This window comes from Caballeronia hypogeia (assembly GCF_001544875.2).
GTDB classification, from domain to species: Bacteria; Pseudomonadota; Gammaproteobacteria; order Burkholderiales; family Burkholderiaceae; genus Caballeronia; species Caballeronia hypogeia.
This window is the reverse complement of record NZ_FCOA02000004.1, coordinates 149,164-164,818: the sequence shown is the minus strand read 5'-3', so window position 1 is coordinate 164,818 and position 15,655 is coordinate 149,164. Positions and strand designations below refer to the sequence as shown.

Sequence of the window (15,655 nt, the reverse complement as noted above, 5' to 3'; positions counted from 1 at the left end):
GAGCAAGCATATGTTAGGCATACGGGATTACAAGCCGGCTGCAGGCGTGTTAAGCCGATGATGAAAAGCTTCATGCGCCCGGTGGCGCAGAGCGAACTTGACCGCGGCCCAATTCCATCTACAACCAAAGCAATACCATCAATTTCACCGTTCCGACATGCCATCCGATCAATCTCTGCAACCGCGCTCCCGCGCCCAGGGCATCGCGCACGGCTGGCTGCGCCGCCTGCCGGGCATCGCGATGCTGCGCGATTACCACGCCGCGTGGCTGAAGAACGACGTCATCGCCGGCCTCGTGCTGACGACGATGCTCGTGCCGGTCGGCGTCGCGTATGCGGAGGCGTCGGGCGTGCCGGGCGTGTGCGGGCTCTACGCGACCATCGTGCCGCTGCTCGCCTACGCGATCTTCGGCCCGAGCAGGATTCTCGTGCTCGGGCCGGATTCGGCGCTGGCCGCGCCCGTGCTCGCGGTCGTCGTGCTGAGCGCGTCGGGCGATCCCGCGCGCGCCATCGCCATTGCGGGCATGATGGCGATCGTCTCCGGTCTCGTATGCGTGATCTTCGGCGTGCTGAAGCTCGGCTTCGTCACCGAACTGCTGTCGAAGCCGATCCGCTACGGCTATATGAACGGCATCGCGTTCACCGTGCTCATCAGCCAGTTGCCGAAGCTGTTCGCGATTTCCATCGAGGATCACGGGCCGCTGCGCGATTTGTTCAATCTGGCGAAAGCCGTCGCGGCCGGGCAATCCAACTGGTACAGCTTCGCGGTCGGCGCAGGCAGTCTCGTCCTCATTCTTCTGCTCAAGCGCTTCGACAAGGTGCCGGGCATCCTGATCGCCGTCGTGCTCGCGACCCTGTGCGTGTACCTGTTCGATCTCGACCGGCACGGCGTCAAGGTGCTCGGCGCGATTCCGCAGGGATTGCCCGGCTTCTCGCTGCCGTGGGCGAGCGGCGCGGATATCGTGAAGATCGTGCTCGGGGGCTGCGCGGTCGCGCTGATTTCGTTTGCGGACACGAGCGTGCTGTCGCGCACCTTCGCGGCGCGCGCCAACATGCGCGTCGATCCGAATCAGGAAATGATCGGGCTGGGCGTCGCCAATCTCGCAACCGGGCTGTTCCAGGGCTTTCCGATCAGCAGCAGCTCATCGCGCACGCCGGTGGCCGAAGCGGCGGGCGCGCGCACGCAGGTGACGGGCATCGTCGGCGCGCTGGCCGTCGCGGCCGTGCTGCTCGCGGGACCGAATCTGCTGCGCCATCTGCCGAACAGCGCGCTCGCGGCCGTGGTGATCGCCGCGGCCATCGGCTTGTTCGAGTTCAGGGATCTGAAGCGCATCTATCGCATTCAGCAATGGGAGTTCTGGCTGTCGGTGTGCTGTTTCGTGGGCGTCGCGGTATTCGGCGCGATCCCGGGCATCTGCATCGCCGTGGTGATCGCGGTGATCGAATTCCTGTGGGACGGCTGGCGTCCGCATTTCGCCGTGCTCGGGCGCGTGGAAGGCCTGCGCGGCTATCACGACATGAAGCGCTATCCGCACGCGCGGCAGGTTACCGGGCTGCTGCTGTTTCGCTGGGACGCGCCGCTGTTCTTCGCCAACGCGGAGCTGTTCCAGCAGCGCGTGACCGAAGCGATCGATCAGGCGAGCGCGCCGGTGCAGCGCGTCGTCGTCACCGCCGAGCCGGTGACGAGTGTCGATGTCACTTCCGCCGACATGCTGCGCGAGCTGCATCGCGCGCTCGCCGAGCGCGGCATCGAGCTGCATTTCGCGGAGATGAAAGACCCGGTGCGCGACAAGCTAAGACGCTTCGAGCTGACCGCGGACTTTCCCGACGCAAGCTTCCATCCGACCATAGGCAGCGCGGTCGATGCCTGGCTCGCCGCGCGGCCCGGTCAGGCTCCGGCCGCCTGATTGTCCTTGAAGCGCAGCCTGAGCGTCTTCTTGTCGATCTTGCCGACGCTCGTCTTGCTGATCTCGTCGATGAAGCGCACGTCGCGCGGCACGGCGTAGCGCGAGATACGGCCTGTTTCCGCGATGCCGAGCAGATAGCGCTGGATCGATTCTTCCGTCACGGGCGTGTCGCACTCGGGCTTCTTCACGACGAGCGCGAGCGGACGTTCGCCCCACTTTTCGTCGGACACGCCGATCACCGCGACTTCGGCGACGCCGGGCAACTGCGAGATGAGGCTCTCGACTTCGAGCGACGACACCCATTCGCCGCCCGACTTGATGACGTCCTTCGCGCGGTCGGTGATCCGCAGATAGCCCGCCGCATCGACACAGCCGATATCCTGCGTGTGCAGCGCGCCGCCCTCCCACAGTTGCGCCGACGCCTCGCGGTTCAGCAGATAGCCCTGCGTGAGCCACGGCGCGCGCGCGACGATCTCGCCGCTGGTGCGGCCATCGCGCGGCGCTTCGCGCATCTCGTCATTCACGATACGCAGATCGACGAGCGGAATCGCGCGTCCGGTCGTGCAGCGCAGCCGCACTTGTTCGTCCTGATCGAGCGTGTCGGCGTCGGGCGGCAGTTGCGCGAGACTCAGCAGCGGACCGCTCTCCGACATGCCGTATCCCGAGAACACGTCGATGCCGCGTCCGAGCGCCACGCGCGCGAGCCCTTCGGTCAGCGCGCCGCCGCCGATCACCACCTTCCAGCGGCTCAGATCGACGGTTTCGGCGTCCGGGCAGGAGAGCAGCATGTGCAGGATCGTGCTGACGCAATGCGAGAACGTCACGCCTTCCTGCTCGATCAGACGCACGAGGTTGCGCGGCACGTAGCGGCCCGGATAGACCTGCTTCACGCCGAGCATCGTCGCGATGTACGGCATGCCCCAGGCGTGCACGTGGAACATCGGCGTGATCGGCATGTAGACATCGCCGCGATGAAAGCGCTGTCCGCTCGCGGGACTCGCGAGCGCGGCCATCCCGGCGATCGTGTGCAGCACGAGCTGGCGATGCGAGAAATACACGCCCTTCGGCTTGCCGGTCGTGCCGGTCGTGTAGAAGGTCGTGGCGCGCGTGTTTTCATCGAAATCGGGGAACTCGCGCGACGGTTGCGCCGCCGCGAGCATCGCTTCGTATTCTTGCGCGAAAGGAATGCCGTGCTCGGGAACGGGCGAGCCTTGCTCGTCGATCCAGATGAAGGTGCGCACGGTTTCGAGGCGCGTCCTGATCGCATCGATCACCGGAATGAAGTCCGTATGCACGATCAGGATTTGCGCGCCCGCGTGATTGAGCGTGTACAGGATCTCGTCCTGCGAGAGCCGCACGTTCACCGATTGCAGCACCGCGCCCATCATCGGCACGGCGAAGTAGCAATCGAGGTAGCGATGGCTGTCCCAATCCATCATCGCGACGGTCGCCCCGTGCTTCGCGCCGAGCGCGTCGAGCCCGTTCGCGAGCCGCGCGATCCGTTCCGCGAGCGTGCGATACGAATGACGCACTTCGCCGCGATAGACGATCTCCTGCTCCGCCGCCTGCGCGAGCGGCGTGTGCAGCAGTTGCTTGATGAGCAGCGGGTACGCGTACGCGCCGGGCGCGGCGTGCGAATCGAAATGCGGGTCTAGCATCGTCTCTCCAGATTTCAGAAGTTGTGGCGCCGGCGGGGTTGGGTCCGCGCTCGTCCATCGTCTGGAGGCAAGAATACGCATCGGCCGCGCGCCGAACCCCTCTCACGTGGAGAGGGGTAGGGATTGCGAGGGAGAATCGCGCACGAATTAAGCGCCCGGTGAGCTACTGGACGCCTTCCAGGAGGCCAAGCGCGATGGCGCGCCGCACCGCGTGCTTGCGCGAGCTCGCATCGAGCTTGCCGAAGAGATTCTTCAGATGCCACTTGACCGTGCCCTCGCCGACCGCCGCCGCGAGCGCGATTTCCTTGTTGCTCAGGTTGCGCGCGAGCAGTTCGAGAATCTCGCGTTCCTTCGGCGTGAGGATCACGCTCGGCAGCGCGCGCGGCCCGCCCTCGGCCGAACGCGGCGGCACGCGCACGACGTGCGGCGGCACGACGGGCCGCTCGCCCGGTTCCGTCGCGCCTTCCTCGCTCACGCGGCGCGCCCAGTCGGCGAGCGCGGGATGCGCGTCGATCAGTACGCGGCGCAGATGATAGGTGTGCGCGAGGTTCAGGGCTTCGAGAAACGTCGCGCGCCCTTCGCCGTTCGCGCGTTCGAGCGCGAAGGCGCGCAAGGCCATCAGCTCGATGCGCTGGCGGCCGAGCTTCAGCGTCGCCGCGATGGCTTCCGCGCGCTCGAACGGCTCGATGGCGGCGCGCCAGTCCTGCCGCGCGAGCGCTGCGCTGCCGTGCGCGACCGCCTGCAGCAGTTGCACGGAGCGGCCCCAGATCGGCCCGCGCGCGCCGATATGCTCCGCGACGATCGCATCGATCTGTCCGACGAGCGCATCGCACGTTTCCCCGCGGTACCGGCCCGCGTGCGCGCTCACCTGCTCGGCGAGGCTCGTCACGCAAAGCCGCGGCAGGCCGCGCGCGACACCCATCGCGTAAAGCATTTCGAGCAGATCGAGCGCGCGATGCTCGTCGCCGCGCAAAGCCGCGATGCGCGCCGCCGCGCGGTACGCGAGCACCACCGTTTCGGGGAGCGCCGCGCGCTCCAGCACGTCGAGCCGGTTGGCGAGCAACGCGGCGGCCTCGTCGATGCGATCGTCCTCGTAAGCGAGCGCCGCGCAGGTCGCCGCGAACATGCAGGTGAGCGGATGGCGCCGGCCGAGATCCTCCTCGGCGCCCGCCAGCGCGGGCATCAGCACGCTTTCCGCGAGCTTCGCCTGACCTTCGCGCAGCCACGTGAGGCCGACCATGTGATCGCCCCACCGCACGAGATAGCCCTGCCCCTTGCCGGTCTGCCCGCGCGTCACCGCGTGCTGCAGCCGGCGCGCCTGCGCGGGCTCGCCCAGCAGCATCGCGCGCGCGGCGAGGCGGTTCGCATGCGCCTGCGCGAGCCACGAATCGCGCGGCGGCGGCGTCTGCGCCCACGGCTCGAACAGCGCCAGGAAGCGGTCGGGATCGTCGGCGTACCAGGCGGCCGCGCTCAGGATGAGCGCGCATTCGTAGCGCAGCGCTTCGCCGGATTCGGCATCGGCAGACGCCGACGCGAGCACGCGCTCGACCTGCCGCTCCGCCTCGCGATGCCGTTCGCCCAGCGCGAGCGCCCAGGCCACCGCGAGCCGCAGGCGCGGACGCCTCTCCAGCTCCGGCTCCGGCAGCCGTTCCAGCCAGTCGAGCACGGTGCCGAGCTGGCCCTGCTTCACGGCGTCGTGCAGCGACTGCTCCGCGAGCTCGTAAGCGTGTTCGCGATCGCCCGCCGCATGTGCGTGCCGCGCCGCCTGTTCAAGCATGCCGCGCGCGGCGAGCCAGCGCGCCGCGCGCCGGTGCAGTTCCGCCTGTTCGGACGCATCGAGCGCGCCGAAGCGGGTCTGCAGCACGTCGCGCACGAGTGGATGCAGGCGGCACCAGTCGCTTTCCTCCGCCGTGACGAACACGGGCGTGTCGCGTGCGAGACGCGCGAGGCGCTGCGGCGCGTCGGCGTCGCCGGTCAGGGCCGCGCACAGGTCGGGATGCAGCACGTCCATCACGCTGATGCGCGTGAGAAAACGCTCATCGTCGGAAGAAAGCTCCTTCAGAAGCGCGGCCACCAGCGGTTCGCGCAGTCCGCGCGGGCCCGCCGCGAGATTGTCGAGGGCGGCGCGCGGGTCCTGCGCACGGGCCATCGCCGTCAGCGCCAGTTGCAGGCCGAGCGGCCAGCCGTCGGTGATTTCGAACAGACGCGCGCTGGCGTCGGCGTCCACGCGCGCGCCGAAACGCTGCGTGACGAGCGCGATGGTTTCATCGACCCGAAAGCGCAGCGCTTCCGGCCCGACCAGTTCCGCCTGCCCGTAGGCGAGCAGCTCCGCCGCCGGCCGGTCGAGGCCCTGCCGCCCCGCCGCGACGATGCGCAGGTTCTGCGGCGCGTTGTGCATCACGTAGTCGAGCAGCGCGGCGCCGGCGGCGGGCAGACGGTCCGCTTCGTCGACGATCAGCACGACGTCCATGGACAGTTGCGCGAGTTCGGCGAGCCAAGCGGTCGCGAGATCGAATGCGCCCGCGGGCGCGACCAGCGTGGCGTCGATCTGCCGGCCGAACGCGGGACGCGCGCAGCCGGTGCGCACGGCATGCACCAGCGCGCGCAGAAAGCGCTCGGCGTCGTCGCGTTCGTCGGCGAGCAGCCAGGCGACGGCCGCGCCGCGCGCCAGGAATTCGCGCCGCCATTGCGCGAGCAGCGAAGTCTTGCCGTAGCCCGCGCCGGCCTGCACGAGCACGATCTGGCGGCCCGCGCCGGGTAACGCGTCGGCGCCTTCGGCGTTCAGGCGCGCGCGCGCCAGCAGGCCGGCCGGCGCGCGCGGGGCCATCGTCTTCAGGACGAGTTCGGTGGCGGGAGCGCCGGATGGGGTGGGGTTCGTGGTCATCGAGAATTTTGTCTTATCTCCCTAGGATGGTTCCTAGTGCGCGCACGCGTCAAGCCCCTCCCACCGCGAGAGGGGCGCGCCCGCCCGCCCCGCACTACGATGGCTTCAATCCGTAACAGCAAGCCGAAGGATCACCATGTACCGAAATCTGCTCGTGCCAGTCGAGCGCAGCGACGCGTGTGTCGAAGCGATCGGCCATGCGGCCGAGCTCGCGCATTCGCTCGGCGCAAGCATCACCTTCGTGTGCCGCGAGAGCGCCACGAACGACACTGCGGCGCAGCATCGGCGGCAGGAAGCGCTGCTGGCCCGCGCGCAAGCCGCCGCGCGCGCTCAGGGCGTGCCCGCGTCGGTGCTCGCGCAGTATGGCGACATGGCGTTCGCATCGCGCGACTATGACCTCGTGTGCATCGCCCACGGCGGCGCGGTGCCGCCCTTGCCCGGCGTCGCGGTCCTCGTGTGTCCCTCGGACGCGCGGCCTGCGGTGGCGAACGTGGTCGGCGCGCTGCTCGACGTGCATCGGGCGCGCTCGGATGCGTATGACCAAGCGCTCGCCGCGGCGCGCCCGAAGCGGCTGGAGGCGCGCATGATCGACGCACTGCGCGCCGCGCATCGAGAAGAGGAAGCGCTGACGCTCGCGCTGCGCGAGCGCACCTCCTCGCTCGATGCCGAACTCGACGAACTCGCGCGTCTGGCCGAACGCGAAGCGGCGCTGCTGGATCGCGCGGCGTCGCTGCCCCCGGGCGACGCGGCCATGGAAGACACCCTGCACTCGTGCGCGCGCTTCGCGTGGGAACGCATGGGACGAATCGAAGGCGTGGTGCTGCCGGCAGCGCGCCGCTATCTGCGCGACGCCGACTGGAACGCGCTCGCCTGCAAGACGCGCTGACCGCGCGACGAACCTCATCTGGAGACGAAACAATGGCACATGCAATCCGCTTTCACGAAACCGGTGGCCCCGAAGTGTTGCGCTGGGAAGAAGTGAGCGTCGGCGAACCCGGCCCGTCCGAAGTCCGTCTGCGCCACGAGGCCGTCGGCCTCAATTTCGCCGACACGTATTTCCGCTCCGGCCTTTATCCGGTGCCGCTGCCCGCGGGCATGGGCGTCGAGGCGGCGGGCGTGGTCGAGAAAGTCGGCGCGAACGTCACGCATCTGAAGGAAGGCGATCGCGTGACCTACACTGGGTTCATCAACACGCTCGGCGCGTACAGCACGGAGCGCATCATCGCCGCCGCGCCGCTCATCAAGCTGCCGGACGCGATCGACTGCACCCGCGCCGCCGCAATGACCATGCGCGGCCTCACCGCCGCCTATCTGATGACGCGCATCCGCCAGTTTCAGCGCGGCGACACGCTGCTCCTGCACGCGGCGGCCGGCGGCGTCGGGCTGATCGTGTCGCAATGGGCGAAGCTCCTGGGCGTCACCGTGATCGGCACGGTGTCGAGCGAGCAGAAGGCGCAGGTCGCGCGCGATCATGGCGTGGCGCATGTGATCGACTACAGCCGCGAGGACGTGGCCGCGCGGGTGCGCGAACTGACCGACGGCAAAGGCGTGAACGCCGTGTTCGACAGCGTCGGCAAGAACACCTTCAACGCATCGCTCGACTCGCTCGCGCGGCGCGGTCTGATGGTATGCGTGGGCACGGCCTCGGGTCCGATTCCGCCTTTCGATCCGCAACTGCTCGCGATGAAAGGCTCGCTTTATCTGACGCGTCCGGCGCTGGCCGATTACATTGCCGATCCCGCCGAGAAGAACGCGCTCGCCGCCGACCTGTTCGATCATGTCGCGAGCGGACGCATCCGTATCGAGATCAACCAGCGCTACGCGCTCGCCGACGCGCAGGACGCGCACCGCGACCTCGAAGCGCGCAAGACCACGGGCTCGTCCGTGCTCGTCGTCTGAGGAGACAGCAATGCGTATCGAACAACTCACCTGCGCGATCGGCGCCGAACTCACCAACGTCAGCATCGCCGACGCCATTCACGACGACGCGCTCTTCGCCGAGATTCGCGCTGCGCTGCTCGCGCATCGCGTGCTGTTCCTGCGCGATCAGGAGATCACGCGGGCCGAGCATGTCGCCTTCGCGCGGCGCTTCGGCGAACTGGAGGATCATCCGGTCGCGGGCAGCGATCCCGAGTATCCCGGTCTCGTGCGCATCTACAAGACGCCCGATCAGCCGAACGACCGCTACGAAAACGCGTGGCACGCGGATGCGACCTGGCGCCAGGCGCCGCAGTTCGGCGCGGTGTTGCGCTGCGTGGAATGCCCGCCCGTGGGCGGCGACACGATGTGGGCGAACATGGTGCTCGCCTATAAGAACCTGCCCGAGCATGTGAAGGAGCAGATCGCGGATCTGCGCGCGCGTCACAGCATCGAGGCGAGCTTCGGCGCGGCCATGCCGATCGACAAGCGTCTCGCGCTCAAGGCGCAGTTCCCCGATGCCGAGCATCCGGTGGTGCGCACGCATCCCGAGACGGGCGAGCAGATCCTGTTCGTCAACGCGTTCACGACGCACTTCACCAACTATCACACGCCCGCGCGCGTGCGCTTCGGGCAGGACGCGAATCCCGGCGCGGGGCAGTTGCTCGCGTATCTCGTGAGCCAGGCTTATCTGCCGGAGTATCAGGTGCGCTGGCGCTGGTCGAAGAACAGCATCGCGATCTGGGACAACCGCAGCACGCAGCACTACGCGGTCATGGACTACGCGCCGTGTCATCGGAAGATGGAGCGCGCGGGGATCATCGGCGACGTGCCGTTCTGAGTCGGGAACGCTGATTGCGTTGAATTGCATCGGTCAAAGCGGTGTGACTTGCGAAAGCGAGTCACGCCGTTTTTACTTGCAATCCTAACTATTCGTTTGATCGGGAGGTACACAAGCCTCGGAAGGCCGCACGAGCATCGGGAGCCTAGGCAAGCAGACGCCGATGAAACGCCCCGGACAGCCCGCGGAACTCGCCGCCGCCTACGTGATGCTGGCATCGGACGAGGCGAGTTATATCTCGGGCGCGACCGTCGCGGTGACCGGCGGCAAACCGATCATCTGAAACGCCAATGGCATAGCGAATGCTGTGACAAAGGCAGGAAGGCGTCGCGCGATGGCGCGCCGCCGGCGACTCGAGGGGGCGACAACGCCCACGAAATCATGCAAACCGACGTGCTCAGAATGGCCCGAAAATCGGGGATGACGGTTTTGCTCGACGGCAGAATCGGACAGCAGGCGTACACGAGCGTCAGCGGCTCGGCCGACGCGCTGCAGAAATTCGCTCATGACGTGGAGGCGTCGCTGCTTCGCACGCACCAGCGACGCCGCGCGCGCGCCGCGCGTTCACCCGAGGTGAATCCGCTCGTCACGGCGCGCATGCGCGAGCGCATTGCTGCGTTCGCATATCGCGGCGCGAAGGCACCACGTTGGATGCGCCCCGCGCGGCATGCGCTCAGCCGCCCTGCTTCAATATCTCGACGTGCTCGCGGATGAGCCCGCGATGCCGTTGCATCGTCGCCAGCGAATCATGCAGCGTGTTCAGCAGCATGACGGCGTCCCCGATGTCGAAACCGGATGCCTCGATCCGCCGGACCATCGCCTTCTGCCGTTCGACCCGGGCCTTCGCCTGCTCGATGTCCTGATCGGCTTTGTCGAGCAGCGCAACCTCGCCTGCGAGATCCATCAGTTCCCCCTCTGCCTCCTCATCATTCCGACGTGATCGCGGTGCGCTGCATGGCGTCGCGCAGCACTTCCGCGAGCCGCTCCGCTTCCTCGATGCGCGCCTGCTCGATCTCGATCTGCGCGCGATTGCCCGCGCGTTCGGCCCAGCGCTGACGTTCGCGCGCGAAGATCACGCGTTCGTGCACCGCGCGCACGGCGCTCCACAGCGCGGCTTCCGAGCGCGTCTCGATGCCTTCCTCCAGCGACAAACCGGTGAACGCATGCCCGGTGTGGCAGCGATAGCGCAGCGGGCGGTCGTCCTTGATGCGCCATAGTGAACCGCCGCAATCGGGACAGGTCAGCCCCGAGCGCTCGCCAACTTCGTCGAGCGCTTCCGGACTGGAGATGCCGCTCGCGGCGATGCGGGCTTCCTGTTCGAACATCTGCTTGTTCATGTGCCCCCCCTTGACGAGTCGGGCGGCCGGATCGCGCTTCAACGCAGCCTGGATGCACTGCGGAAGTTCGCTCTCGGTGCAAAGCAGGTCCGCGCCGCTTGAGTCGAGCGCGGCGCGCGGCATGCTGGGGGCTTCGCAATCGTCCGGGTCCTGGACAATCGCGAAGCCCCGCTGGGCCCGGATATTGGCGAGCCCCGCCGCGCCGTCGTCGAGATCGCCGCTCAGCACCACGCCGACCACCCGCGAGCCGTATTCCAGCGCGGCGCTGCGAAATAGCGGATCGGCGGCGGGACGTGCAAAATTTTCCTTGGCGCCGTCGTTGAGCCACGCGCGCCCGCGCGCCAGCACGAGATGGCGGTCGGGCGGCGCGACGCGGATCGTGCCGCGCTCGACCATCTCGCCATCCGTGGCATAGCGCGCGGAGAGCGGTCCCCAGCTGGTCAGCAGATCGGGCAGCACGCTGGTGTGGCGCCCGATATGCAAAACGATGAAAACCGCCGCAGGCAGGTCTCCCGGCAACTGGCTGACGAGCATTTTCAGCACGTGAAAGCCGCCTCTGGAGGCTCCTATCACCACGATATCCCGGTCGTCCATATGCCCTCCTGGTTGAATAAGGGAAGCAATCGACGGGCCGGGTCGGCCGGATTTACGACGCGCCCCCCTTCAGCGCGCCCTGCTCGCGCGCGTCGGCGGCGAGCAGCGTGTCCACTGTATGGAGCAGTTCGGGGAAATCAACCGGCTTGTTCAGGTGTGCGTCGAAACCAGCCTCGCGCGCCGTGCGTTTGTCCTCGTCACGGCCGAAGGCGGTCACTGCGATCGCCTTCATGTTCGCCAGCGCAGGCTTCGCGCGCACGCGCCTGATGAGTTCGTAGCCGTCGATGCCCGGCAACTGGATATCGGCGATGAGCGCGTCCACGGCGGTGTCGTCGAGCAGATCGAGCGCCTGCTCCGCGCTCGATGCGACCTGCACCGACGCCTGTTCCAGCTCCAGCAGCGCGGCGAAGGACGCCGTGGCTTCGACGTCGTTGTCCACCAGCAGGATGCGCGCGCCCGCGACCGGCCGCGCGCCCGCCGTGCGTTCCGCCGGCGCGCGCGGCTGCGTGGCCGCGGCCGGCAGCCACACCGAGAGTGTCGCGCCCCGCCCGAGGCCGTCGGAGCGCGCCTCGATGCGCCCGCCATGCATTTCGACGAGCTGCTTCGCGAGCGCGAGCCCGATGCCGAGTCCGCCCGAGGCCGGATTGCGATGGCCCTGTCGATACAGTCGAAGATATGAGGCAGCGCGGACGCCTCGATGCCCTGGCCCGTGTCCACGACATCGATTCGCACCATGCCGCCGCCGTGCGACAGCCGCAGTTCCACGGAGCCGCCGCGATCCGTGAACTTGAGCGCGTTGGAAACCAGATTCCAGAAGATCTGCTCGCAGCGCACGAGATCGGCGAGCGCGAAGCTCGGCGCATCGAGACCGCTCGTGCGCATCTCGATTCCGCGCTGCACGGCGTCGCCTTCGCTCACTTCGGCCAGGCGCGCGAGCACGCCCGTGATGTCCACCGGCGCGATGGACAAGGCGAGCTTGCCCGTACGCACGCGCGAGAGGTCCAGCAGATCGTCGATGATCTGCGCCTGGCCACGCACCGCGCGACGGATCGTGTCGGCGGTCTGGCGCACGACCTCGATGCCGCGCGTTTCGGGCAGGCGCGGCAGGATTTCCGCCTTCATGCCGATGAGATTCAGCGGATGCTTGAGCTCATGCGACAGCATCGCGATGAAGTCGTCCTTCAACTGGTTCGACAGCGACGCCTTTTCGCGTTCGGCGTGCTCATGGGCGAGCGCGTCGCGGTTGGCGTCCTCGCGCAGCTTGCGCTCGGTCAGATCGCGCGCGATCTTCGCGAAACCGGTGAACGACGGGTCCGAGATCGGCGTCACGACGCCGCTGCAATAGACGCGCCGGTCGTCGCGCGTGATGTGCCAGCGATCATCGTCGGCGCGGCCCTCGCGCAGCGCGGTTTCGCGCTCCAGAGCGGGCACGCGCGCATCGCGGTCGGCCGGGTCGTAGATCAGCGAAATGTTCTTGCCGAGCATGTCCTTTTCGGTATGCCCGAAGATTCGCTCCGCGCCAGCGTTCCACGACACGATCACGCCGTTCGGGTCCTGCACGATGATCGCGTAGTCGTTGGTGGACTGGGCGACCAGCCGCAGGCGCTGCTCGCCGATGCGCGCCAGTTCCTCGGCCTGATGCCGCGCCGTGATGTCGATCAGCGTGAGCACCGCGCCGTCGATGCGGTCGTCCGCCGTGCGATAGGGCAGCAGGCGCATCAGGTACCACTTGCCGTCCGCGCTTTCCACCTCGCGCTCGATCAGCTTCAGCGTGTCGAAGGCCTGTTTCACATCGTCGGCGAGGCTCGAATAGCGCAGCGAATGCGTGATGTCGAACAGCGAGCGGCCGATATCGACGTCGATCAGCTTGAATACGCGCGTGGCGCTCGTGGTGAAGCGCTTCACGCGAATCTGCTTGTCGACGAACACGGTCGCGATTTCCGTCGACGCGATGATGTTCTGCAGGTCGTCGTTCGCCTTGGCCGTGTCCTCTACGCGCGCCTGCAACTCGGTGTTGACCGTGGTCAGTTCCTCGTTGACCGACTGAAGTTCTTCCTTGCTGCTTTCGAGTTCCTCGGTGGCAGAGCGCAGTTCTTCGTTGATCGCCTGCAATTCCTCGTTCGACGCCTTCAGCTCCTCGACCGTCGTCTCGTGCTGTTCGATGGTCGTCGCGAGTTGTTCCCGCGTGTGGTGCAATTCCCGTTCGAGTTGCATGAGCAGCGGATCCTGACCGCGATCCTCGGGCAATCCTTCATCCGCCATGTGTTCCTGCACCTCGTCGAACAGCACCAGGAAGAAATCGGCATTCACACCGGAATCGTGGAACGGGCGCACCGTCATGTTGACCCACGTGGTGTGGCCCTCCTGATTCAGCTTGACGCGCCGGGCCTCGACGCTGCCGCCGGTCTGATGCGCGCGGAACAGCGTCGTGCGCAGGTCGAGCCGCAGTTCCGGCAGCACGAGCGCCATGATGTTCGAGGACAGTTCGCCGCCGCCGTGACGCAGGAAGCGTCCGGCTGTCGAGGACAGATGCACGATGTTCGACTCGCGATCCACGACCACGCTCGGCGGCGCGTATTCCTCCAGCACGCGCTGGTGGAGCGCCGCGAATGAAAAACTGCGGCGCTCCGGCGTTTCGGGGCCGGTGGTCATGGCGGCCGGCGCAGCGACGGCTGTCAGATCCTCGCGCGCGCCGAAGTTCGCCGCCCCGAGCGAGGGGAACGCGACTGGCGGCTTGATGCGATTGACGATCGTGCGCGCGCGATAAATACGGCTCTTCTTGTCGACGATGGTGAACAGGTCGTCCGCCGTATCCGCGGATTCGGCCGTGCCGAGGAACAGATAGCCGCCCGTGCGCAACGCGAAGTGGAACAGTTCGAGCACCTGCCGCTGCACCGCGCGATCCAGATAGATCAGCACGTTGCGGCAGGAAATCAGGTCGAGATGCGAGAACGGCGGATCGCGCAACAGGCTGTGCGCGGCGAACAGAATGCGCTCGCGCACCGACTTCACGATCTGGTAGCGCCCGCCGTCCTGCTTGAAGTAGCGCCGCAGCACGTCCGCGGGCACGTCGCTCGCGATCGAGCTGAGATAAGAGCCGGCGCGCGCCTGTGAGATGGCGGGCTCATCGATATCGGTCGCGAAAATCTGATAGGAAGTCTCGTAGCCGTACACCTCGCGCGCCTGCGCGAGCATGATGGCGAGCGAGTAGGCCTCCTCGCCGGTCGAGCAGCCGGGCACCCACACGCGCATTTGCGAATCGCCCTTCGACGGTTCGAGCATGGCGGGCACGACGTCGCGGCGCAGCGCTTCGAAGGCGTCGCGGTCGCGGAAGAACTGGGTCACGCCGATCAGCATGTCGGCGAGCAGCGCCGTGGTTTCCTCCGGATTCGCGCGCAGGTAGTCCCGGTACGAGCCGATGTCGCGCACGCTGTTCACCTGCATGCGGCGCTCGATGCGCCTCAGGATGGTCGCGCGCTTGTAATGACGGAAATCGTGGCCCGTCCGTACGCGCAACTGCATGAGCACGTCGGACAGCGCGCGCTCCGCGCCGCCCGGCGTGGGCAGGACTTCCTTTTCCGCCGCTTCGCCGCCGTCCGCGATCGGCAGTTGAATGCGCTTCGCGTTATTCCACAGATCAAGCAGCTTCTCCGGCATTTCCGACGCCGGGAGGACGAAATCGACCTGGCGCGTGGAAATGGCGTGCTGCGGCATCTGGCCGAAGTCCGCGTCTTCCGGCTTCTGCGCCACGGTGATGCCGCCCATCTCCTTGATGCGGGAGAGCCCGGCGGCGCCGTCGGAGCCGGAGCCCGACAGCACGATGCCGACGGCGTGCGTGCCGTGCGCGGTCGAGAGTGCGGCGAAGAAGTGGTCGATGGGCGCCGGCGAGCCGATCGAGTCGATCCGGTCGGCCACTTCCAGACTGCCTTTCGAGATCGTCAGGTACTTGCCCGGGGCGTTGATGTAGACGTGGTTCTTCTCGATCACCGTGGTTTCGGAAACCTGCCTCACCGGCATCTCGGTCACGCGCTGCACGACTTCGTCGGCGTGGCTGATCTGGTCGGGCGGCATGTGCAGGATCACGACGAACGCCATGTCCATGTCGAGCGGCGCATTTTCGAAGAAATTGAGCAGCGCCGGAATGCCCCCGGCGGATGCGCCCATTCCCACCACTGCGAAGGGCAGCGGAGCGGTTTCCTCGGACGCCGCTGGCGAACGGCTGCTGGTCATTTTCCCGAGCCCTCACTGTACTTATCGTCGACTTGATCGATCTGCATGATTCTCGTATTCATACGCGCGTTGTCGGGCCAGTAAGCCGGAGCCTCTGGCAAGAAAAATTCTTCTCGTGCGGAAGGTCTTCAGATGAGCCGGCCGGTGGAGCGCGCTCTCGCGCCGCACGGCCTCGGTGTTGCAAGCGAAGGAAGCCTTTCGATCGAAACGTGATTTTAGTTTATGCAACGCGGGCAACGGCGGCGCAGAGCGATTGACGCAAAACTTTTCCAGAGCGGCGCGGCTCGG

The 15,655-nt window shown here is 67.2% G+C and carries 9 protein-coding genes and 2 pseudogenes; 6 read left to right on the top strand and 5 right to left on the bottom strand.

The window, feature by feature from the left end; genetic code table 11:
- Nucleotides 1–157 precede the first annotated feature (157 nt).
- A complete protein-coding gene (locus tag AWB79_RS09470) occupies nt 158–1,906 on the top strand; it encodes a SulP family inorganic anion transporter (protein WP_061167149.1) in 1,749 nt (582 codons plus the stop codon).
- Here the strand turns inward: AWB79_RS09470 and AWB79_RS09465 are convergent.
- Both AWB79_RS09465 and AWB79_RS09460 read right to left on the bottom strand, forming a co-directional pair.
- Nucleotides 1,888–3,564, bottom strand: coding sequence for a fatty acid--CoA ligase (locus AWB79_RS09465; RefSeq protein ID WP_061167148.1), 1,677 nt, complete (start codon nt 3,562–3,564; stop codon nt 1,888–1,890). The genes AWB79_RS09470 and AWB79_RS09465 overlap by 19 nt on opposite strands.
- Nucleotides 3,565–3,727: 163 nt before the next feature.
- A complete protein-coding gene (locus AWB79_RS09460) occupies nt 3,728–6,448 on the bottom strand; it encodes a winged helix-turn-helix domain-containing protein (RefSeq protein WP_061167147.1) in 2,721 nt (906 codons plus the stop codon).
- A 136-nt stretch (nt 6,449–6,584) separates the two neighbouring features.
- Here AWB79_RS09460 and AWB79_RS09455 point away from each other — a divergent pair, with 136 nt between their 5' ends.
- The 5 genes and pseudogenes from AWB79_RS09455 (at nt 6,585) to AWB79_RS38875 (ending at nt 9,920) form a co-directional block, all read left to right on the top strand.
- Complete coding sequence (locus tag AWB79_RS09455) at nt 6,585–7,334, top strand: universal stress protein (RefSeq protein ID WP_061167146.1); 750 nt, start codon at nt 6,585–6,587, stop codon at nt 7,332–7,334.
- Between the two features lie 32 nt (nt 7,335–7,366).
- Entirely contained in the window at nt 7,367–8,347 is a 981-nt protein-coding gene (locus AWB79_RS09450; protein ID WP_061167145.1) for a quinone oxidoreductase family protein, read from the top strand.
- Nucleotides 8,348–8,357: 10 nt separating this feature from the next.
- Complete coding sequence (locus AWB79_RS09445; protein WP_061167144.1) at nt 8,358–9,206, top strand: TauD/TfdA dioxygenase family protein; 849 nt, start codon at nt 8,358–8,360, stop codon at nt 9,204–9,206.
- A gap of 136 nt (nt 9,207–9,342) precedes the next feature.
- Nucleotides 9,343–9,489 (top strand): annotated as a pseudogene (locus AWB79_RS38125) (SDR family oxidoreductase); the annotation flags it as partial.
- Between the two features lie 98 nt (nt 9,490–9,587).
- Nucleotides 9,588–9,920, top strand: coding sequence for a hypothetical protein (locus tag AWB79_RS38875; RefSeq protein ID WP_082862308.1), 333 nt, complete (start codon nt 9,588–9,590; stop codon nt 9,918–9,920).
- Here AWB79_RS38875 and AWB79_RS09440 read toward each other — a convergent pair.
- The 3 genes and pseudogenes from AWB79_RS09440 to AWB79_RS09430 form a co-directional block, all read right to left on the bottom strand.
- Nucleotides 9,880–10,110 carry a hypothetical protein gene (locus AWB79_RS09440; protein WP_061167143.1) on the bottom strand — a complete coding sequence of 77 codons (231 nt, stop codon included), beginning with the start codon at nt 10,108–10,110 and terminating at the stop codon, nt 9,880–9,882. The two genes, AWB79_RS38875 and AWB79_RS09440, sit on opposite strands and share 41 nt — an antisense overlap.
- 22 nt (nt 10,111–10,132) lie before the next feature.
- Nucleotides 10,133–11,137, bottom strand: a complete 1,005-nt coding sequence (locus tag AWB79_RS09435) for a chemotaxis protein CheB (protein WP_061167142.1) — start codon at nt 11,135–11,137, stop codon at nt 10,133–10,135.
- A gap of 52 nt (nt 11,138–11,189) precedes the next feature.
- Nucleotides 11,190–15,367 (bottom strand): annotated as a pseudogene (locus AWB79_RS09430) (CheR family methyltransferase).
- Between the last annotated feature and the right edge of the window lie 288 nt (nt 15,368–15,655).